The following is a 22987-nucleotide window of genomic DNA, read 5'->3' on the forward strand; positions in this document are numbered from 1 at the left end:
TCACGAATTTTTTATTAATCTCATTTTATAAAAAATTCGTGAATTCGTGGCTAATATTTATTTCTCCTGTAAAATTGTAACCGGTCCGAATAATCCTGCTTTCAACAACGGTTCTCCTTCTAATCGAAATGGCGCTGTTGTCCACGTCAATCTTTCTTCTTTTGGCAATTTTTGATCGCCGATTAATCTATTTGCCCAAGTATTTGTGACTTTAATTTCTATTGAATTTTTTCCTTTTTGTAAAGCTTTTGAAATATCAGTTTTGAAAGGGAAAGTCCAAAGCGTTCCACAGTCCTTTCCATTAATAGAAATCTCTGCCATATTAGAAATTTCACCTAAATCAAGCCAGATTTTATTGGTATCTTTTCCTTTCCAAACAAATTCTTTTTTATAAATCACAGTACCAGAATAATATTTAATCTGATCATTTCCCGAAGTACTCCAATCAAAAAGTTTATTAGTTTTTACAACTTCTTTAGGACCTTTGAATTCTGGATCAAACTGCAATTCCCAATTTTCATCTAAAACCTGAACTTTTTCAAATTCCGCTATTTTTCCTTTTGCTAAAACTTCTTTTGTTCCTTCCTTAAAAATCACAAAACCAGATTCGTTGGCTTCTAAAGTTATTGAAACAATTGTTCTTCCGTTTTCTATTTTCCAATTGGCTAAAGCCGAAGTTTCATCTGTAACTGGATTGTACCATTGCGGTACTTTTCCAGCTATTCTAAAAGAAGCTTCAAATGTTCTCTTTTCCGCTTTTTGATTGGAAATGAAATAAATATCTTCAGTATTCGATTTACGATGTGTCCAAGCTAATGTCTCTGAATCGGCTCTGTTTAGATTTGGAAAATAAACGTCTTGCGTGATTCCAATTGAAGCAAAATCGCTTCCTAAATAGGGCAATTTGACAACTGTTCCTTTTCCTATTTTCCATGTTGATGAATTGGCATTATTCCAGATTTCATCAATTACATGCTGCCATTTCTTTTGATCTGTTTCTGAATGAATTCCGGGTTGAAGATTCGGTTTTTCATCCACAAAAATAGTTGCTCCTTCTTGTAGCAATTGCAGGATTTTTTCGGCGGAAGCCAAAGAAAGCATTTTATTCGGTGCCATTTTATGACTTCCCGGAAACAATAAAGCTCCGTATTCTATTCCGCCTTCAAATGAAATTTTTCCGTTAACGACTTTCGCACGATTGATCAAAACATCAGCATTGAAAGAATCGTATTGATAACCGTTTAGCGGATTAATCCATTGTGATAAATCGGTGATATTTTTAGAATAGGTCACTTCTTTTGGCATTTTTGCCGTTGGCTGCCCTTCATTTTCTAAACGGATTTTCTCGCTTTTTAACCTTTCTTTTCCAAACACATTCGGAATAAAAGGAACTAATCGATCTGGAACAAAAGAACGAGAAGGGAAATCTTCGCCAATAAAAACAGCCAAATCAATTACAGGTTTTCCTTTTTGCAATTGAAACTGTACTCTTTGGCAATAATCAAACCATGCCTGCCCAGGTTTCCACCAAGTTTGGTCTCTTTGGAAAAAAGTTCCGATATCGTCTAAAGTCATTCCCGGTTTTCTGTCCGTCCACGGATTATGGACAAAAACGTGATAGAATAATCGGTTAATTCCTAAAGCATAATTGCGGTCTGCCGTTGTTTTTAGATTTCCGGGATGTTCGTCCCAATCCATTCGCAGAGCCGTAAAAGATTCGGCCTGAATAATGTCTTTTCCATAAATATGTCCGCCAGAAATGGCATCGACCATATCAAAAGGTTTGTCATGTGTTGGGCTTTTTAGCCAAAATTCACCACCTGGATAGTCAACATATTTATAATGCAATAAAGCATCGCTCATCATGGTTGGCGCAACGTTTTCTGAACTTAACTTAACGTTATATTCTTTTGCAATTTGAGCGACAGTCCCGTAGAAATTATCAGCAACTAAATCGGCAATTGTTTTACGTACATCATATAAAACTTTCTCTGAAAAATCGGCACTTTCTACTGGAATTCCAGCCATTACTGGCAAATATTCTACAAGATCATAACCACGTCTCTTTTTAAATTCAGTCTGAAAAATTGAAGACCAGTTTTGGCTTCCACATTCCCAGCTGTCAAAATGAAGGATTTCCAGCACTTTTGAAGCCAATTCCGGGCCAGCAGAACGAACGGCTTCTCCAAACCAATGATCCAATTGAAAACGAATTAATTCCGGATTAAATTTGTCTACTTCCAATCCTTTTCCTGCTCCGCCAGTAGCATTTTCATGCCCTGTAGAAGTATGTCCCATTCTGATAATTTTCCATTTTCCTTTTGGTGCTTTCCAGTTCAGATTTCCATCTGCATCAACAAAATTGGAAATATTGATGATTTCTGATTTTTTGAATGCATCAGAATTTGGAATTTCTTTTTCAGTTATCTGCGGAGTCAAACGCCAAATTGCTCCTGATTTTCCTTCATAATTATTGATCAGCGATTGATTCGAAAGTGTAATTTTACTTACTTTCAGGTTTTGCTTCCACTTCGCAAAATCCAAATCTTCTGCTCCTGGTTCTGTTCCTTTTGGATCATAAACAAATCGGAAATATTTTGATGTTACAGGCGTAATCGTATGTGTATTTGGTAAATCCATATCCTGCCAGCCGTGACGTGGTGCGATCATTCTTTCGTGGAATCTAAAATTAACTCCATCATCACTCACTTCTACAATCAGTCGCTGTGCCTGAAAATCTCTTCCTTTGGTTTCAATTACAATAGATTTACAGGTAAAAGGCTGCGCAAATTCGTACTGAATCCAACCTGCATCTGCAAACTTGAAGTTTTCATCTTTTTTAGGATCAGCCAAAAACAAAGCATCGGTGTTATTGGATGTCGTTACTTTTGGCAGTTGCGTCTGCGAAGTGATTTGGTATTCTTTAATCGGAATCGCAAAAGTGGCAATGTCTTTATAATATTCTTTGTAGTGTGCTGGAATTGGCAATTTTGACGCAACTTTTTTTCCGCCTAAAATTTCAGTTGTTGACCATACTACTTTCTGCATCGACATTTCTGGTGTTATCCACGGCCCGCCTGCAACCGCAAATCCGTCTGCTCCGTGAAAAGCCAGTTTCAAACCTAAACGATCTGCCTCTTTGAATGCCCAACGAATCATATCCCAAAATTCAGGTGTCAACTGTAAAACCGGCGGATCTATCAATGGCGGATTTGCTGGGCCTTTGATGGTCATTAAATAAGCGCCTGCAATTCCGGCTTGTTTCATAGCTTCTAAATCGGCTGTGATTCCCGCTTTAGAATACGCCGATTTCATCCAATACCAATACACCCAAGGTCTTGAGGATTCTAATGTTGGCTGAAAAGATTCTTTTTTATGAATCTCCTGTGCAGAGACGATACTTGCGAGAAGCAGGATAAAAAAGAGATGTTTTTTTTGAAACATTTTATTGTTTTTTTTGATAATCTGCTTTATCTGCCAAATCTGCGAGAGCAAATTTTTCCCGCAGATTTAGCAAATTTGGCAGATTTTTTACTTTTTTTTTCGTCTTTTTTGTCATTTCGACGTAAGGAGAAATCTTCGCAAGAAAGTCCACAAAGATTGGATTCTCGTTAGGGAGCTACTCGCGAAGATTTCTCCTTACGTCGAAATGACAAACTATATTTTTAATTAATTTTTACAAATCTGGCTAATCTGCAAAATCTGCGGGAAAATTTACTCTCGCAGATTTAGCTGATTTTGCAGATTTCTTTTAATTTTTAATTCTTAATTTTTAATTATCAATTGACTAATATTTAAACTTCTTCAAACTACTTTCCAATTCATTCTTCGAACCTCTGAAAGGCATCAAATAAAAACTATACTCATAATTTCCAGATTTAATCTGATATTGTTCTAATGGCTGTGCTACAATTGTCCAACTATCATTTCCTCCCACTCCCATTTGGATTAAATCGATGTTTACGGTCAAAAATCCTGGATCTTTCAAATCGTACGTATGTCCCGATGCGCTTAGGTTTTCCTGTGTGTAAGGCCATGCGCTCATACTTAAAACTTTGGTATCGTTTACTACTAAAAATCCGTTGCTTTTTTGTGGAGTACTAAGTGCCATCCACCTTACATCGCATCGGTTTCCGTTTTCTTGCGGTTTTGGATAATGTTCGATAAAATCATTTATTGGAAGCGAATATTTCCCAACAAACGAACCAAAACTTCTGTCGCTGTAATTTTCCAATTCGCCTTTTCCGTACCATGAAATCTGGTCGAAACTTCTTTTAACCCCCATCTGCATTCCAATTTTTGGAATGTTTGGCAGTTTGTCTGAGGCTTTTAAACTGTAATCTACTTTTATAACTCCATTCTCATTGATTTTATAAGCAACTTGCACTTTCGCACTGTCTTTTATAATTTCATATTCACTTGTAATTACAGTACCATCAATTCCAATTCCCATTGTTGTACTTAAAACTTTTGGCTTTGCTTTATACCATTGTTTTAATAATTTTTGAGACTTCCATCCTCTTTTATCATTATCAGTTAAAGGTCTAACAAAATTTGGAAGTAAAGGAGCAAAAACTTGTTCTTCCCCTTTATAAACATACGAAGTCAAAGCTCCATTTTCTTTGCTGATTTTTACTTCAAAAGATTTTCCTTTAACTTGGAAATCGAAATCTGTTTCAGTTGTTTTATAAGCTGCATCTTTTTCATTTCTAAAATCAATTGAAGTTTCTTTCTTTTTCAACACAAACTGATCTTCCGCGACAGCGTAACCTTTCGACGCCCAAAGCTCGTCTTTTGAAAGCTGGAATTCTATATTTAAAATATATTCTGCATCGGCTTTCATTTTTGGAAGATAAGAACTGATATCTAAAGTTGTCGATTGTCCTGCTTCTATTTTAAATGGTTTTAAAATCTGAGTTTTGATTACATTTCCGTTTTCCAACACTTTTAAAACAGGAATATATCCTTCCAAAGATTTAACAGCCTGACGATTTTTAATTTCTAATTGATTTCCGTTTAAAGTTGAAATCGCTGGCTGGTACACCCATTTATTCTCAAAAATCGAGCCTTTTGGTTTTCCGTAAGAATCTACAATTCCCTTGGTATTGAAATTTCCATCATGGTATTTTTCGCCAAAATCTCCTCCGTGAGCAAAATAATTCTGACCTGATCTAGAATCATATTTCACGATTCCCTGATCTTTGAATTCCCAAATACAACCTCCTATAACTCTAGGAAGCGAACGGAATTCATCCCATAATTCTTTTAAATTTCCAACTGAATTTCCCATCGCATGCGAATATTCAACGAAAATAATCGGTCTTGTATCTTTCTTTTGATCTACTAAAAATTTAGGTGTGAAAACGCCCGGATAAAAACGGCTGACCATATCGACATAACAATCATCCTGCGGATTTTCGAATCGATACGCGTGATCGATTGTTTTTGGATAACGTGGATCAAGTGGATCGATGTATCCGTCTAATTTGGCATTTCCTTGTGCTGGTTCGTAATGAACTGGACGGGTAATGTCGAAATCGTGAACCCAGCCTGACATTGCAGCATGATTTGGGCCTTTTCCTCCTTCGTTACCTAAACTCCACATTACAACAGAGGGATGGTTTTTATCTCTTTCGACCATTCGAATCATTCTTTCCATATAAGCATTTGTCCAAAGCGGATCATTGCTTAATTTACCACCAATTCCGTGCGTTTCTTGGTTTGCTTCGTCCATCACCATGATTCCGTATTGATCGCATAATTCGTAGAAATAAGGATCGTTTGGATAATGACTTGTTCGTATAAAGTTGAAATTGAACTTTTTAATCGTGGTAATATCCTGTTTGATGTCTTCTCTCGTTACGGCTTTTCCTCGTGTTGGATGATGATCGTGACGGTTTACGCCATACACATAAGTCTCTTTTCCGTTAATGAGCATTTTTCCATTCTCTTTTGAAAATTCAATCGAACGGAAACCCACTTTACAGCTTTTTGCTTCTGTGACATTGCCATTTTTATCTTTTATGGAAATGACCATTGTGTATAAATTTGGTTCTTCTGAACTCCATTTTTTAGGATTTTTGATCGTTTCCTGAAAGAATCCAAAACGAACATTATCCAGACGCGGATAACTTTCGTTAATTAAATCAATTACAGGCCTTTGAAGCGGTTCTTTGAACATGGCTATATTATTGGCATCATACAACTGAACATGCATCGTATAATCTTTGATTTTTGCACCTGTCAGATTCTCCACTTTCGGACGCAACTTGAAAATAGCATCTTTGTATTCTTTGTCTAATTTGGTTTGGACAAAGAAATCCTGAATACGGAGTTTTGGCTCAGCCATAATGAAAACTTCACGCTGGATTCCGCTCATACGCCAGTGATCCTGATCTTCTAAATAAGAACCATCTGTCCAACGAATTACACGAACAGAAACCACATTTTCGCCTGCTTTTAAGTAAGGCGTAATATCAAATTCTGATGGTAGAAAACTGTCTTCTCCGTATCCTAAAAACTCTCCATTTAACCAAACTTCAAAACCTGAACTTACGGCTCCGAAATGTAAAGTCACAGTCATGTCTTTCCAGTTTTCCGGAACCGTAAAACTTCTTTGATACGAACCCACTCCGTTATAATCCTTAGGAATATAAGGCGGATTTATAGGTCTAAAAGGATATACGGCACTTTTATAAATCGGATTGTCATATCCTTTCATTTCCCAGTTTGAAGGCACTTCGATTTTATCCCATCCTGAAACAGTATTTTTATAGAAATCTTTAGAAGCTTCTTTTAGGTTTACAGCATATTTAAAATCCCAGTCACCATTTAGCATTTGGATTCGGCTTTTGGTTCTGTCGCCTTTTAATGCATCTTCTACACTTGCGTAAGAATAAGCAGTTGCTCTTGCTGGCTGTCTATTGATATTTGTTATCGTTGGGTCTTCCCAAGGAGCAAACTGGTATTTTTTGTGAAGTTCTGGAACTCCTGCAGGTTCTCCTGTAACGGATTGGGCCTTTATGTTAATTGTGAAAAGTAAAATGTAAAATGCATACGTCAAAAATCGTAATCTGAGAAATGGATTATTATAATTTAATTTTGATGTAAACATTGGTTTTATATTGTATTTCATTGTTATTGTTTCAAATGTCCCTAAGGGACATAAATACATATTAATTCGTTTTTTTCTACCGACGAGAGCCTCCTAACGGAGTCGTTTCAGTTGGCAGTATTAAGATATTTCATAACTCATAACTCATAACTCATAACTCATAACTCATAACTACTTCTTCTTTTTCTCCGGCGGTGCCACAAAATTCAATTTACTTTTCCCTAAATCTTTCGAAGTTGCAATGGCGATTCCTCTTTGTTCTGCTTTATTAACAGCACAATAAAAATGATAGACAACGCCATCATGCTTTACCACAAATGATTTATGCGCAAACAAATCGTCGTATGGTTCAGTTGATTTTACTAAATCTTCGCCTTTCCAGTCGGTCCAGTTTACTAAGTCGTTTGAAACGGCAAAACGGTTAAATGCACCTTGATTCCAACCCGTCCAAAAAGCTCCGAAATAAAACATCACCCAAGTATCATTAATTCGCTGAATATAAGCATCTCCCGAAATTCCTTTATGATGATTGATTAATGGTTTATCGCCATAACGTTTCCAGGTTTTCATATCGTTTGACACTGCCATCGCTATACGTTCTGCTCCTTTAGCAGGATTGATACTGTCTCCACGGGCATTGTAATACATGATAAAATTGTGTCCAGTTAGTTTATCCTTATCACGAATTACGCTGTTTTTGTACATCGTGCTGTTATCCCACCATTTGGCGTCTTTGTCTTTTGGTGTCAAAACCGGATTTTCTAATCTTTGAAATTCATGTGGCTTTGTCGGCACTTCTTTCGTATACGCCATTCCGATAGATAAAACGCCTGCTTCGTAACCTTTACTGTCTCCGCCAAAATAACTCATCCAGTATTTGTCATCGTATTTTTCCCATTCGTAGCTCCCGCCCCAAGTCATATCTTGCAACGAAATATATCCTGCTTTTTGGTTGACATCCCAATGTTTTTCGTTTTCTGAGAAAGACATTACTTTTCCAAGATGTTTCCAATCTAAAAGATTATCACTTTCTGCTAACCAGGTTTCATAACCTCTTCCATCGTAAATTAAATACGTCATATACCATTTCCCGTCTTTTCTAAACACACTTGGACAATCCATTTTGTATGAGTTGTCGGTAGGAACCATTACCAAACCGTATTTGTAAGGCGTTTTGATTTCTTCGTAAATCTCCTGCATTACGCTCTCGGTAATTTCTCTTTTCTTGTATTTAGTTGCACAGCTTGTTAGGATAAGTGCTGAAATGGCGATTAGTAAGTATTTAATTTTCATTTTGCTTTGTGTATATTTTGTACGCGGATGACGCGGATTTACTTCGTAAATACACGGAGTGTCACTGATTTTTTTATTTTTTTCTCTCGCAGATTTAGCTGATTTTTTTTATCTGCCTGATCTGCAAAATCTGCGGAAACTTTAATTTATTTTTTCAATTCCTTTAATTTAGACTCCATAACGTCTTTGTTTAATTTTACTTTTACCATTCCTGTTGGGTGAAATCTTCTTTTCAAATCGATTGCATTATACACTATGGTGTAAACGTCATTTCCTTCTGGGATTAAGCACAAAGGCGTTCTCATAATATCCCACCATTTATCTACTTTGGTTTCGATTGGCAAATAATGTGCTTCTGCCCAATTAATACCGTCTGCTGATAACGAATACGCAATCATATTTGGTAAATGATGTCCCCAACCGTCTGGACCTCCGTCGAAAATCGCGATGTACAGACCGTTTGGCAATTGACTCACTATTGGATTTTCAACAAAAAGCGGATGCATGGTTTTAATGGGTTCCAAACCTTTGTTCATTCTTAACCACGGACCTTCTAAAGTTTTGGATTCGGCTAAAGCCACAAACCAGCCTTTTCCTGATTTCTTCGGATAATCTGCCCATGAATTGAACGGATATGCACCGCTGTAAAATCCGAAATATTTATCTCCAACTTGGTACGGGAAAAATGAAGCTACGCCCTGACGCCCTTCCCAAGGCTGAGAATCTAATCCTGGTTCCATAATAATTCCCATATCTTTATAAGGTCCGCCGATTCCGTTGATTCCTTCTACCATTGACTCGCATCGCCAAATTCTACCAAAGGAATGATTCGGTTCTATTGTTTTACTTACGGTATAAGCCAAATAATAGCCATACCATTTGTTTGCTTTTTCATTAAAAACCGGCATATAAGACCAAATGGCTGCTCGACGGTCATTCATTGGGTTATCATCTTCTGTAATGGCATAAACACCGCTTGCTTGGTAGATTGTAGATTCTCTTTTCCAATGAATCGCATCTTTACTCGTCCAATGTCCAATTTTGGTTTTTACACGGTCATAATAATAATCTACGCCTTTTTCACCAGCTCTTTCAGTTGGAAACATATGATACGTATCTCCTACTTTTACAACACGTCCACCTTCAAAACCGCCCTGAATTCCTTCTGTTCCAGACATTCCTTCATCAATAACGGGTTTGTTTTCTCCGCCAATAATTTCGAAAAGCGGTTTTTCATCTGAAAATCCTTCTACAATAAATGTTGGATTCCAAAGTTTTCCGTCTGGTAATTTTGCGTCTCTGGCGTTCAATTTTTGGTCGATTTTCAAAACTCCCAAAACAGCAAATAAACCCTTTTGATTGGGTAAAATGGTATGTGTTCCTTTTGTATAAGGAATCGCATAAACATCAACAGGTGGTAAACCTGTAATGGTAACTCCCTTTTCAAGAATTTCATTATTATTTCCAATTTGATTCGCTTGAAGATATTCCGCGTTTTTATCTTGAAAAATGCCAATCAAAACCGTTACTGGCTCTTTGAATTTTAATTGTAATGGAGCATTAGTTCCGTTTTTATAAGCTTCTAAAGGAAGTTCAACCCCAGTCAGACCTTGCAATTCCGGAGCTAAACGAACGATATTGTGTTTGCTTCCAGAAAAAACATGCGCATGTTGTGTGGTTTTGAAAGTTTTGTAATTGGATTTTACAATTTCAAATGATGCTGGTTTCCATGCGGTGGTTTGCGCTATGGATTGAATGCAGACAGCCAATAGCATTAGAAAAACAGTTTTTAATTTGATGTTGTATTTTTTATTTTTTGAAAACATTGGTTTTTACTTTTTGGCTTTTATTCTTTAATGTATTTCCCAAATCTTTGTAGAGTTTCTTGCGAAGATTTCTCCTTCGTCGAAATGACAAAACTAGCGTGATAATCTTTGTGGTTACGAGTATGATTTGCTTCGCCTATTTGCTATCGCTCGGGTCTCCTTCGTCGGAATGACAAACTGGAAATTATAAACAACTGGTCCATTACTAATCATTCATAATTCATAATTCATAATTCATAATTCATAATTCATAATTCATAATTCATAATTCATAATTCACAAAGCCTTATAACTCACTTTATACTCCACATTCGGTTTTACAATCAATTGATATTTATTTTTTGCTAATTCTGTAATGGTTCCAGAATTTGTTTTTGGTTTTGTTCCACTTTCAAAAATCAATTTTCCTTCTCCTTCGTCTGCTTTTACTTTGATTTCTTTGGTACTGCAATACACAGAAACTTCTCCGTTTGGTGTTGGCACTTTTCCTTCCATCCATTTTAAACCGCCAAGATTTGGTTTGATTTCATATTCCGAATAACCCGGAGCAGTTGGTTTTACACCCAAATAATATTTGCCTAACAAGTAAATCGGACTTGCACCCCAAGCGTGGCAAAGACTTTTTCCGTAAGGGCGACCGTACATCGTTAAATGTTCTCTTCCTTTTTTGTTCGGATTGTATTCTTCCCAGAAAGAGGTTGCACCTTCATTCAGCATTCCGCCCCAATAATCTTTTATTTCTTTTAAAACGTAATCCTGTTCGCCCATTGCGCACAAGGCTTCCAACTCATAAAAACGCATGTACGGAGTCGTGATTTGAAGAACATTTTTATTCAACAACACTTTATTTTTTACGCTTTGTTTTTGTTCTTCATTAAAATAATTGAAGAAAATACCAAACATATTAGCGTATCTGGTTACGATGTTTTGCATTTTTCCATCGATACGCTGGTGTTTCATTACGTTTTCTTTTTTATCCCAAAAGACATCAAATAATTTAGTTTTTAAATCAGTTCCTAATTTCTGATATTGTTTTTGGTCTTCAGTTTTACCAGCTATCTCAGCACTTACCGCCATGGCTTCAAGGCTTCTTGCTAAAAGCATCTGCTCAAAACTAACTTCTCCTGTTTTTGGCAATCCGTCTGCCCAATCAATAAAAACCCAGTCTCCATCTAATGGTTCAAGGAATCCGTTTTTATTTCTTCTTTCTAAGCAGAAATCCATTAATGATTTCATTCTTGGATAAAAAGTTTTGATGAATTTCGTATCGCCCGTATGCAAGTAGTAATCGTACACTCCAACAAACCAATACAGGGAATAATCCATTATGATATTTACGTGAGCCGTTACAGGATCTTTTCCACGAAGTGCTAAAAGTGTTCTTTCTACAGAAGCCGAATCAAAGAACAAATAATAATTCATTAAATAACTTTGATAAGCATCGCCAGACCAAACCCAGCGGTCGCGTTTGATTCCGTCGATAAAAAATTCACGAGAGGTTAAATGCATCGTATAAGCCGACACATCCCAAATTTTATTCAATTGTTCGTCAGATGATTTGAATGCACCACGATAATTTAATGGCAGATATTCATAAAGCATCGAAATTGAATCGTATTTTATACCTGCATCTGCTTGTACCTGAACATAACGGAATGCTTTCGATCCATCATGCGTATAAGTTTCTGATTGTTTTCCGTCAAAAGATAAATGATCTAACGTTTCACATTTGGCAGAATCTAAAGCCTCTTCGCGAGATTCCCCATAATACAATGCCAGTTTTCCTTTTCCTTTTAAACCGTGAATTTTAATATAACCAAAAGTCTCTTTTCCAAAATCTACTAATTGACCAGTTCCGATTTTTTCTGCTTTTTTAGCGCTTAAAGGTTTCGTTGTTAATTTGAATTCAGAAGGTTTATTTTCTGGCGAATTAAAATTCCAAGAACCAACAGAAACCCAAGGCGTACCAGATTGCTGTGCTTTTCCCGTTTCATCGATCCAAAGTTTATCTTCGTTGGTTACTTTCCATGAAGCATCAGATTTAACGTATTTGCCATTAATATAAATAGCTGGCAACACTTCCTGATTATACACTTTAAAAGAAATTTTGTGTTTTCCTGCAGGAATTGCAATTGATTTAGGTTGTCCGTAAACTTGAACGCCATCTAAAAGCAATTGAAATGGTCCTTCTGAGTAAATTTTTACCTCGTCTGGCTTTGGAATATCTACTTCTGTCTGAAAAGTAACCAAAGCATAAGGACTGTAATATTGCCAAAGCGGAGGAAATACCGCCTCACGTTCTGTACGCCTTACCTGCATTTTATTGCTTAACCAAACTTCAAAATCGCCTGGATACCAGATCCATGTCGCTTCTTTTGTTTTCTCTTGTGCCGATGATAGCGAACAAAAAATAAGGGCAACAAAAAGAAGTAAAGTCTTAAAAATGGAAAAGCGGTTTAGCATAGTTAGTGTATTTTGGGACTAAAGATAAGTGTTATCTTTACATTTGACAACCTGCACTATCCTGCTATTTCATAAAAAACAGTACTTTTTGATAATTTTTTAAGGGAAAAATTATGAGTTATCACTTTTTTAGTATTAAAAAAAATGATCTTGAGATTTTTATGGGACGCGGAGGAGACGGATTCGCTATCGCGAAGACGCGGATAAAGACGGATTTATTTTTTAAACACATAGAAACATAGAATTACTTTGTCTGCAAAAGGCGTTTCACTTGCATACATACACATAGCTATGTGTTAATGACTAGTCATTTTCTATTCTCTTTTTTCAACAGCTAAATAAAAATCTATGTTTCTATGTGTTTAAATAAAATCTATGCTGATAGTTTATCATTTTCATCTTCCAGAATATAATTAGAAGGTGTTTTTCCTAAATGCTTTTTAAACATATAAATAAAAGCGCTAGTGTTTTCGTAACCCAAATTGAAAGCGATTTCTTTTATAGATTGTTTTTCGCTAAGTCGTTTTATGGCTTCTAATAATTTTAAGCGAGTGCGCCATTCGCTGAAGTTCATTCCGAGTTCTTTGATGAATAAGCGAGACAAAGTTCTGCTGCTCATAAACGAAAGTTCGGCATAATAATCAATCGTGTTTTTGCTGGCAATATCTTCCATTATCAGCTCGACTACTTTTTGAAGTCTTTCGTGATTGGTTGTGGGCAGGAAAGTGGCGCTTGGTTCTATTAAAGCCAGTTCGTCTAGAAAGACCGATATGACTCTGTGTTGCGGAGGTGCTAAATTTCCATCTACTCCAAAAGAAATGATTTTGAAAACCAATTGTTTTAAAAACATCGGAATATCAAATGAAAAACTTTTTTCAGGCAATCCTGCCATTGCAGACGGATCGATAAAAACGCTATAATAATTAACGTCTTTCTGAAAAGTAACCTGATGCTCTACTCCACCCGGAAGCCATAAGCCCTGCAACGGATTCACAACCCAAATATGATTGCCCACTACAACGTTCATCACGCCACGGGTTGCATAAATCAGCTGACCTCTTGGATGTGAGTGTGAAACACACATTTCGTTGGTTACCATTTCGGTGTAGCCAATAACAGGAATTGATGGATCTACTCTGTATCCATGTTCCTGTGCCATTCGATATGTCCGAATTTGATTATTCATTGTCCAAATATAGCAATTTTGACATTCTAATTTGTTTCAATTTTGTAAAAAATTAATACAGCTGTAATTTTTAAAAATACCATTAACCTAAAAAACACTCATGGAAACCGTTAAAGTACAACCAGAAGTAATAAAAAAAACAACGTATTCGATACTTTTTATAATCAGCTTTTCGCATTTAATTAATGACCTTTTACAAGCTGTTGTCCCGTCTATATATCCGCTTATTAAAGATAATTTCGGATTGAGTTTTACGCAGATCGGAATCATCACTTTTACCTATCAAATCGTAGCTTCGATCCTTCAGCCGTTTGTGGGAATGTATACCGATAAAAATTCTAAACCCTATTCTCTAATTGTCGGGATGTGTTTTACAATGACTGGATTATTTTTAGTCTCAATTGCTACTAATTTTGGTTTCTTACTCTTATCAGTAAGTTTAATCGGAATCGGATCTTCGATTTTTCATCCTGAATCTTCACGTGTAGCACATTTGGCTTCGGGCGGAAAAAAGGGATTGGCGCAGTCAATTTTTCAGTTAGGCGGAAATGCAGGAAGTGCCATTGGACCATTGTTAGCTGCTTTCATTATTATTCCTAATGGACAATCTTATGTGGCTTGGTTTTGTATTATCGCATTGATTGGGGTTTTTACTCTGTACAGAATTGCGATTTGGTACACAGCACATTTATCTGAAAGAAATGCTAATAAAGCGGCTCTTAAAATTGAAACACATCATTTATCTAAAAAACGTGTAATTGCTTCATTGATCATTTTATTGGTTTTGATTTTCTCTAAATATTTCTACATGAGTAGTATTACGAGTTATTACACTTTCTTTTTGATTGATAAATTCCACATTTCGATTCAGCAGTCGCAAGTATATTTATTCTTATTCTCTGGAGCTGTTGCTGCTGGAACTTTAATTGGAGGTCCAATTGGAGATCGATATGGCAGAAAATATGTAATCTGGGTTTCAATTTTAGGTGTTGCTCCGTTTACTTTGATGTTACCTTACGTTTCTCTTTTCTGGGTTGGAACTTTATCTGTAATCATCGGATTGATTCTTTCTTCGGCTTTCTCTGCAATCTTGGTTTATGCAACTGAATTAATGCCTGGAAAAGTGGGACTTGTAGCGGGTCTTTTCTTCGGATTTGCTTTCGGAATGGGCGGATTGGGTTCTGCTGTTTTAGGAAAAATCGCCGATGCAACGAGTATAGAATATGTATTTAAAATTTGTGCTTTCCTGCCTTTGATTGGGGTTATTACGGGGTTTTTGCCTAATATTGAAGGGAGAAAAAAAACTGAGTAATTTTTTTTAAACACATAGAAACATAGATTTTGGATTGTCTTTAGAGGCATTTCATTTTATAATAAAACACATAGTTTTTCTGGATTGAAAGCTATGTGTTTTTTATTTATTATCGTTGCAAACATAGCCAGTAGTTTCAGCCACTTGAACGCAAAGCATATAACATTACGTTTCCCGTGGTTGAAACCACGGGCTATGTTTAAAATATGAATTTATTAATTCCCATTAAAAACTAAGTACAAAATCAAAATCGTCAATCCCAACAAACCAAACAAAAGCTTCACCTTCTTACTAGTTTTAGGAATATCCGTTTCGTCTGAAACATTAACTTCTGGATTTCTATCGGTTAAAGAAATAATGACCGAACTAATCATTAAAACCGCAAAAATGTAAAACGAAATCAATAAGAAGTGAGGCCAAACTGGATATTTATCGGCAGGGAAAATCCATAGATATAAAACCCCAATAAACAAACTAAAAGCAGAACCCCAAGAAAGCGTTGCATTTACAGCTTTTTTGGTCGTGCGTTTCCAGAAAACACTCAAAAGGAACACAACAGATAACGAAGGCGCCAGAAAACCTAAAACCGCCTGAAAGATGTTGAATAAATTCTGTCCTTTAATATTGTCAATCGCAACGGCAATCAAAATCGCAAATACGCATCCAGTAGCAATTGTTAAACGACCAATTTTAATCTGATCGTTAATTGTCGCTGTCGGGTTGATTTTCTTTACATAAATATCATTCGTAAAAACGGTGCTCAAGGCATTTAACGAAGAACCAATTGTTCCCACCAAAACCGCAATCATCACACAGATTACCAAACCGTTCATTCCGCTTGGAAAAAGATTGGTAACCATTGTCATATAAGCTAAGTCTGAATTACTTCCTAATTCTGGATATAAGGCATAACACAAAATTCCTGGTAAAATAAATAATGGAAGCGCCATAACTTTTAACCATCCAATAAAGTTGACGCCCAATTGTCCCTGTTCTAAGTTTTTAGCTCCTAAAACACTCTGCACCATCGATTGATCGGTACAGAAAAAAGCAACTGCTGCTACAGGATATCCCAACAAAATTGCTGGCCATGGATAATGTGCATCATCAGAAGGGCGAACTAAATTCCAAAAATTAGAAGGCGTTTTGGCAATTAAAACATCAATTCCGCCTAATTTTTGCAAACCTAAAAAGGAAAGTGTAAGGGAAACTACAATCAACAAAATCATCTGAAAAACATTCACTTTTGCAATCGCTTTTAATCCTCCTGCAAACGTAAAAATTCCTGAGAAAATCACTAAAACCGTAACGCTCTGCCACATCGGAATTCCTAAAATCTGACGCACTAAAACGCCTCCGCTGAATAATCCTAAAGATAACCAGCTTACCAAGATTTTTACCAAAGCATACCAAGCCAAAATATTCTGCGTACTGTCGCCGTAGCGTTTCCCCATATATTCGGGCATTGTGCTTACTTTACTCGCAATATAACGTGGTGCAAAAACCATTGCCAAAAGCAGTAAAAACACAAAAGCATACCATTCGAAATTTCCGGCTACAATTCCTGTAGCGTAACCAATACTCGCAAAAGCCAATAATGACGACGGCCCAACGTTGGTTCCCCACATATTAAACCCAATGCTGTACCAGTTTAAAGAATTTCCGGCCAGAAAAAGCGTTTCGTTTTTCTTTCTCTGTTTCATACTTACCACATATCCAATGACTAATAAAGCCACCAAATAACCCGCAACAATGACAAAATCGAGCGTGGTTAATTTATCGTAGATGCTGTTCATAGTCCGTATTCGTTAAGAATATCGGCAATTTTAACCGGCATTCCAGTTTGCAGTGATTTATCCATTGCTTGTAACAAAGCCACAGTTCCAATTCCTTCTTCCATGTTTGGATACGCTTCGAAACCTTGTTCGATACTGTCTACAAAATATTCTAAGTAATTTTGATATTCTCCGCCATGATGACTTTGCCCTTCAAAACGGAAATAATATTTAATGATACTATCTCCCCAAGTGATTACTTTTTCTTCTCCTGTTCTATCTGTGATGGCATAACGCAATTCATGATAATCGGCTTGGCTAGCTCCTTCTGTTGCGCGCAGAATTGTGCTCATGCCGCTGTCGCGTTGCGCTGGCTGAGTCGGGGAAGTATACACACCACTTACACGGGCAATTCTACCATCAGTTGCTTTGAAGATAAAATGCATAGTATCTTCATTCTTCAATCCTGCCGATTGTCCGTTACTGCTGATCATTCCGTAACCCATCACTTCTTGGATATTCGGCAAATACCATCTGATAAAATCTACAGGATGGCTCAAACCTCCATATAGCCATTTAAATGATTGTAACAATGACCATTCTTTCTTTAAAAACCATCTGTGATCGGCATGATATTGCGCTTCAATTGTAATTAAATCTCCAATTAATCCTGCTTCATAATCGGCTCTTTGCCTTTTGGCTGGTTCGAAAAAACGAGAACTTTGCCCGATAAAAACTTTCTTTCCTGTTGATTTGCTTAATTCTAAAAGCTCTCTAGCATCCGAAAGATCATCGATAAACGGTTTTGTACAAATGACATGTTTTCCGTGAAGTAAAGCTTGTTTAACGTGCTGTGCGTGAAGATGATCTGGCGTGTAAATCGCTATAATATCAATTGAAGCATCATTTAATAAATCATCGTAGTTCGTGGTGTACGAGTGAAAATCGAATTCTTTTGCGCGCTGTTTACACAATTCTTCGTTTCGGTCACATATTTTAACGAGTTCTAGTTTTGAACTTTCTATTGCAGCCGACATTGTGCTTCGTCCTTCTCCAAGTCCCAGAATGGCTATTTTTAACATTGGTTGTGGTTATTTTAGATTGTTGATTTTAGATTTTAGATTGTTTTCGAAATCTTCTTTGAGGTTAGTTTTATTTTTCACGCAGATTACGCAGATCTAGCAGATTTTCTTTTTTCTTGATTCTCTACTACGATCTTTCTTCTTGCTTCTTTCCTCTTTTATTTCTTCTCTTCGACATTCACTTTGTTTAAGAAAATCCAGGTTTCATCTGGTTTTGCGCCTTCTATTCCCGATTGGTATTTTTTCATTAAGGCATTCCATTGATCTACTTTCGGATTATTTTCAGTTGTTTTCGGATTTAGTTTATCTAAACTTTCTCCTTTTGGAATACTGATTACCAAGATTAATTGTCTGTCTTTTTTGAAAACCTGCAATTGTTGGAAATCAGCATTACAGAAACCTTTGGCAACTTCTGGCCATTTTTCGAATTGTGTTTTGTGATACTCTACATATTCTTTTTGCAACTTTTCATCAACAGGAAGATTTGCTGTTAAAACCACATTTTCCCAATCCGATGCTGGTTTTGAATCTTTACATCTTTCGAAGTTCTGGAAATCGTAAACCAAATCTTCATAGATTTTAATTTGTAAAGATGGAAAAGCACCCGCCAGTTTACGTTTTGTCCTTTCCGGCTGATTCATTTTTCCGTAAATCACCAAATGATTTTTCCATTGGTACAATTCCTGACCTACAATTCTAAATCCAACCAAAGTCGATTTGATTTTTTCGATATCAAAATCAGAGCCTATCAATTCGATTGCGTATGGTTTCGGCATTTCCTGCAATCCCCATTTTTCGTCTATTACGACTTCTTTTTCCAAATCTTTATAAGGCGCTCTGATTCCTGCAGCATCTTTAATTTTTGAACTTACATACGGATCGTTGTGTTCCCAGATATTTCCTTTTGGACCGTTATGATTTTTAAGGATTTTCTTTTCGGCAATCCAGTTATTTTTAATTGTAAAACCTTCACTTCCTTCATCAGTATACAAATACAGCCATAAAAACGGGTCGTGTGCATACGGACTGTTGTACACTTTATCAATGTAGTTTTCTTCTATTCGGCTATTTGGCTGAGCAGAAAGCGTGTAAATTCCCGAAACATCATGCAAATGTTTGGCATAATGATGAATTTTATTTCCTATAATTTTATTGTTTTGCATCACATTAGGTGTTTGCGTCCAACCCCAACCCATTGCGATTCCAGAATACGATACATCCGAAATTTCGTTGTGTTCAATCGTAATATTTCGAACAAAACCAGCGCTGATCCCTAAAGTTCCCCAATCTTCATTGGTTACGTTGGTAATTAAATTATCAGCAATTACTTCATCAGAACACATTTCTCTTTCATCTTTTATAATCAAAGGCAAATGCGCTTCAAAAGCTTCTTCAGAAAAAATCCCAACATTGATGGCACTTCCGCCGATATCTTTAAATAAATTTCCTTTTACAGTATTGTGATTTGTTCCTTTATTTAAATCTAAACCAGTCGAAGCCAAATGTTCAAAACGGCATGATTCAAACTGAATATTATTAGCATAATTTACTTCAACCGCTGCGCGAGGTCTTCCCACCCAAGCCTGATTCTCTAAATTCGCCTGATTTGGAGTTCCTGGCTGTTTCAATTTGTAAGCATCCAGCAAATACAAACCTGACTGCAATGGCACGTGACCTTGTTGCGATGGACGAAGCCAGTTGCTGTATTGAAACGAAATTCCTTTAAATTGAAAATGATGTACAGGAGAATCAATTGTTCCTTTTACTTCTACGAGATTTTCTAAAACGGGAGCTGTAACGGTAACCGAATTCATTTCTTCGCCAGCTCTTGGAATATAATAGATTTTAGCATTTCTCTTATCCAAATACCATTCTCCAGGCTCGTTTAAAAGCGAAAAAGCATTGTTTAAGAAATAGGCTGAATTTCCGTTGTTTTTAGAAATCCACGGTGCTGGCCAAGGATGCTCGCTTTGAATACGGCTTTCTGGTTCTTCAAACGAAAGTTTGGCACTGTCTTTTTGAACTTCTATATTTTTGATACGCAAATTAGCATTCGACCACCATTGCACAATAAACATTTCCATTCCTGGTTCGAACTTGACCGATTTATCTTTAAACGGAATCCAACAGGTTTGTTCTTCGTGATTCCACGATAAAATACGTTCCACAGTCGTTCCAGCTGTATTTTTGGCTCTTACGGCTTTTTTTCCGTTTACCCACAATTGTCTATAATCAATCAGGCATCCCGCTTTTTTAGGAGCATCAGCCACCCAAACTGATCCTTTTTTAAGTCCGTTGATAACAGTTGTCGATTTTGTCCAGTTTTTAATTTCGATTCCGCCGCTTATAATAGGTCTTGCATTTGCATCGGCTACAATTGTTGTCGGACTTTCTGCTGTTCCAGAATCTTCAGGGCGCACAAATAAAGGTTCGTTTAAATAATACGTCCCGTTCATTACTATGATTCGAATTCCATCTTTTATGGATGGATCTTTTAATCGACGGAGTTCTCTGGCTTTTCGCATTGCCATGTGAACTGTTGCCAGCGGACTTGATTTTGTTCCAATGTTCGAATCTTTTCCTGATGGTGAAACCCAAATTTCAGCTCCACTTGCCGAAAGCGAGAATACCATCAAAAAAACAATTAGTAATTTGTTGAAAGGAATTAAACGCATTATTTATAGTATTGATTTTTTTCTTAATCTAAAATTACGAGGCATTTATTTAAAGCGGTATAAATTTTACAAATAATTGTATTTTTAACACTTTTACCAAATAACAGGGACAATTTAAAAGAATATAAAATGACTAGCATCCTGTACCCTCCTGTAATATTAGCTTCACTTTAAAAAATGAGCATTTCGGTATCTTCTAATTTCACAATCTAAAAAAGTTAAATTCATAAAAATTCTGTGATAAATGCACTAAAACTATCATTTCATATTATTTTTTTAATAGATTTGTGTAATCGATTACATTAAACATTTCAAAATTAAAAAAGTGTAATTTTATTTATTGAATAAAAATTTCATTGATAAAAAATTGAATTAACAGCGAATCGGTTTCTTAAAAAAGACTTTTAACTATAATACGATACGAATGAAAACTAACCGAAAAATCCTTTTATGCATTGCTCTCACCTCTTTTTCTTTGAGTTTCAATACAGTTTCTGCACAAAAATATGATACTTATAAAAATATTGAGTTTAAAATGACTGAAGTCCAAGAGCCTGTAATCCCGAATTACAATGTAAATTTAAAAGACTTTGGAGCAGTTAATGGCGGTTATGTTTTAAACACAAAAGCTTTTGCAGATGCGATTGATGCACTTTCTAAAAAAGGAGGAGGAAAACTAATTATTCCGCCAGGAATCTGGCTGACGGGTCCAATTATTCTCAAAAGTAACATTGAGCTTCATGCAGAAAGAGGCGCATTAATCAAATTCAGCACCGATAAATCTTTATATCCAATAATCGAAACTAGCTTTGAAGGTTTAAACACTTGGCGCTGTATCTCTCCTATTTATGGTAAAAACTTAGAAAACATTGCTTTTACAGGAAACGGCGTTTGGGATGGTTCTGGTGAAGCATGGCGACAAGTCAAAAAAAGCAAATTGACAGACGAACAATGGAAGAAATTTGTAGCTTCAGGAGGAGTTTTAAACGAAAAGAAAGATAGCTGGTATCCATCTGAACAATATTTAAAAGGTGCAAAAGGTGCAGATCAGAATATTCGCCATGATTTGAAAACGAAAGAAGATTTTGAAGCTATTCATGATTTCCTACGTCCGGTTTTGGTCAGCATTCAAAATAGTAAAAGAGTGATGTTTGACGGGCCAGTTTTCCAAAATTCTCCTGCGTGGAATCTTCATCCTTTATTAATCGAGGATTTAATTGTTCGAAATGTAACTGTTAGAAATCCGTGGTTTTCTCAAAATGGTGACGGACTTGATGTAGAATCTTGTAAAAATGTAATTATTGAAAATTCAAGTTTTGATGTAGGTGACGACGCGATCTGTATTAAATCGGGTAAAGATAAGGATGGACGCGACAGAGGTGTTCCTTGCGAAAATATCATCGTTAAAAACAATATTGTTTATCACGGTCATGGCGGTGTTACGGTTGGAAGTGAAATGTCTGGCGGCGTAAAAAACCTGCATGTTTCGAACTGTACTTTTATGGGAACAGATGTCGGTCTTCGTTTTAAAAGTACTCGCGGGCGTGGCGGTGTTGTAGAAAACATTTATATCTCAGATGTTTTTATGACTGATATTCCATCTCAGGCAATTTCATTTGATTTATATTATGGCGGAAAATCAATAGCTGAAACTTTGGCTGAAGGTGGAAATACAGTAAGTACAAAAGCTATTCCTGTAAACGAAGAAACACCTCAGTTTAAAAACATTTCAATCAAAAATATCACTATTAAAGGTGCCCAGCAAGCGGTATTTCTACAAGGTCTTCCTGAAATGAATTTAGAGAATATCGAAATCACAAATCTAATCGCTAAAGCGGAGAAAGGTTTCTCAATTATTGACGCTAACGGAATTAAAATCAGTAACGCACAATTGGATATCGAAGCCAAAAATGCTTTCGAAATTTACAATACTAAAAACCTTTCGTTGAAAAATATCGAGTTTAATCCTAGTTCATCAAATGCAATTATCATTAACGGTGAAGCAAGCAAGAATATCGATTTAAGTGGATTATCTAAAAACTCTACAATTGGAAAAGAAGTTCCAAAGAAAGCTGTAAAATTCTAAATCGTACCGAGAAATACATAAACCAAACTTCTCAAAAGCTCCAGCGGAGCAGAATATTTATAGAATATCAATAAATAAATGAAAAGCTCCAGCGGAGCGACATGTTTTTTATAATACATATGTCGCTCCGCTGGAGCTTTATATTGTAAATCTATATTTCTTTCTATAAATATTT

The 22987-nt window shown here is 36.2% G+C and carries 11 protein-coding genes; 2 read left to right on the top strand and 9 right to left on the bottom strand.

Annotation, left to right across the window (positions count from 1 at the left end; genetic code table 11):
• Positions 1-57: 57 nt before the first annotated feature.
• The 6 genes from FF52_RS17175 to FF52_RS17205 form a co-directional block, all read right to left on the bottom strand.
• Positions 58-3444: a glycosyl hydrolase gene (locus FF52_RS17175; RefSeq protein ID WP_008467490.1), complete on the bottom strand. Its 3387-nt coding sequence runs from the start codon at positions 3442-3444 to the stop codon at positions 58-60.
• A 343-nt stretch (positions 3445-3787) separates the two neighbouring features.
• Entirely contained in the window at positions 3788-7135 is a 3348-nt protein-coding gene (locus FF52_RS17185) for a glycoside hydrolase family 2 TIM barrel-domain containing protein (protein ID WP_237718559.1), read from the bottom strand.
• A gap of 150 nt (positions 7136-7285) precedes the next feature.
• Entirely contained in the window at positions 7286-8407 is a 1122-nt protein-coding gene (locus FF52_RS17190; RefSeq protein ID WP_008467497.1) for a glycosylase, read from the bottom strand.
• Positions 8408-8553: 146 nt separating this feature from the next.
• Positions 8554-10233, bottom strand: coding sequence for a hypothetical protein (locus FF52_RS17195; RefSeq protein WP_008467500.1), 1680 nt, complete (start codon positions 10231-10233; stop codon positions 8554-8556).
• 276 nt (positions 10234-10509) lie between these two features.
• Positions 10510-12696 carry a family 78 glycoside hydrolase catalytic domain gene (locus FF52_RS17200; protein WP_008467502.1) on the bottom strand — a complete coding sequence of 729 codons (2187 nt, stop codon included), beginning with the start codon at positions 12694-12696 and terminating at the stop codon, positions 10510-10512.
• A gap of 373 nt (positions 12697-13069) precedes the next feature.
• Positions 13070-13855 (bottom strand): AraC family transcriptional regulator, encoded by a 786-nt coding sequence (locus FF52_RS17205; RefSeq protein WP_008467504.1) that lies wholly within the window; start codon positions 13853-13855, stop codon positions 13070-13072.
• A 127-nt stretch (positions 13856-13982) separates the two neighbouring features.
• Between FF52_RS17205 and FF52_RS17210 the strand changes: the two genes are divergently transcribed.
• A complete protein-coding gene (locus FF52_RS17210) occupies positions 13983-15194 on the top strand; it encodes an MFS transporter (RefSeq protein WP_008467505.1) in 1212 nt (403 codons plus the stop codon).
• A gap of 215 nt (positions 15195-15409) precedes the next feature.
• On the opposite strand, the gene FF52_RS17215 is transcribed toward FF52_RS17210, so the two are convergent.
• From FF52_RS17215 to FF52_RS17225, 3 genes are all read right to left on the bottom strand, one after another.
• Positions 15410-16990, bottom strand: a complete 1581-nt coding sequence (locus tag FF52_RS17215; protein WP_008467507.1) for a sodium:solute symporter — start codon at positions 16988-16990, stop codon at positions 15410-15412.
• Complete coding sequence (locus FF52_RS17220) at positions 16987-18051, bottom strand: Gfo/Idh/MocA family protein (RefSeq protein WP_008467509.1); 1065 nt, start codon at positions 18049-18051, stop codon at positions 16987-16989. Before FF52_RS17220 ends, FF52_RS17215 begins: the two co-directional genes overlap by 4 nt.
• A gap of 158 nt (positions 18052-18209) precedes the next feature.
• Positions 18210-20726 (bottom strand): L-rhamnose mutarotase, encoded by a 2517-nt coding sequence (locus FF52_RS17225; protein ID WP_008467511.1) that lies wholly within the window; start codon positions 20724-20726, stop codon positions 18210-18212.
• A 424-nt stretch (positions 20727-21150) separates the two neighbouring features.
• Here FF52_RS17225 and FF52_RS17230 point away from each other — a divergent pair, with 424 nt between their 5' ends.
• On the top strand, positions 21151-22812 hold the full coding sequence (locus FF52_RS17230; protein ID WP_008467512.1) for a glycoside hydrolase family 28 protein: 1662 nt from the start codon (positions 21151-21153) through the stop codon (positions 22810-22812).
• Positions 22813-22987 lie beyond the last annotated feature (175 nt).

This window comes from Flavobacterium sp. F52, from assembly GCF_000278705.1.
Lineage (GTDB): Bacteria > Bacteroidota > Bacteroidia > Flavobacteriales > Flavobacteriaceae > Flavobacterium > Flavobacterium anhuiense.

Excerpts from the sequence above, each read along its gene's own strand:
- FF52_RS17190 (WP_008467497.1), bottom strand. The coding sequence starts at position 8,407 with ATGAAAATTAAATACTTACTAATCGCCATTTCAGCACTTATCCTAACA.
- FF52_RS17210 (WP_008467505.1), top strand. The coding sequence starts at position 13,983 with ATGGAAACCGTTAAAGTACAACCAGAAGTAATAAAAAAAACAACGTAT.
- FF52_RS17220 (WP_008467509.1), bottom strand. The coding sequence starts at position 18,051 with ATGTTAAAAATAGCCATTCTGGGACTTGGAGAAGGACGAAGCACAATG.
- FF52_RS17225 (WP_008467511.1), bottom strand. The coding sequence starts at position 20,726 with ATGCGTTTAATTCCTTTCAACAAATTACTAATTGTTTTTTTGATGGTA.
- FF52_RS17205 (WP_008467504.1), bottom strand. The coding sequence starts at position 13,855 with ATGGCACAGGAACATGGATACAGAGTAGATCCATCAATTCCTGTTATT.
- FF52_RS17215 (WP_008467507.1), bottom strand. The coding sequence starts at position 16,990 with ATGAACAGCATCTACGATAAATTAACCACGCTCGATTTTGTCATTGTT.
- FF52_RS17230 (WP_008467512.1), top strand. The coding sequence starts at position 21,151 with ATGAAAACTAACCGAAAAATCCTTTTATGCATTGCTCTCACCTCTTTT.
- FF52_RS17185 (WP_237718559.1), bottom strand. The coding sequence starts at position 7,135 with ATGAAATACAATATAAAACCAATGTTTACATCAAAATTAAATTATAAT.
- FF52_RS17195 (WP_008467500.1), bottom strand. The coding sequence starts at position 10,233 with ATGTTTTCAAAAAATAAAAAATACAACATCAAATTAAAAACTGTTTTT.
- FF52_RS17175 (WP_008467490.1), bottom strand. The coding sequence starts at position 3,444 with ATGTTTCAAAAAAAACATCTCTTTTTTATCCTGCTTCTCGCAAGTATC.
- FF52_RS17200 (WP_008467502.1), bottom strand. The coding sequence starts at position 12,696 with ATGCTAAACCGCTTTTCCATTTTTAAGACTTTACTTCTTTTTGTTGCC.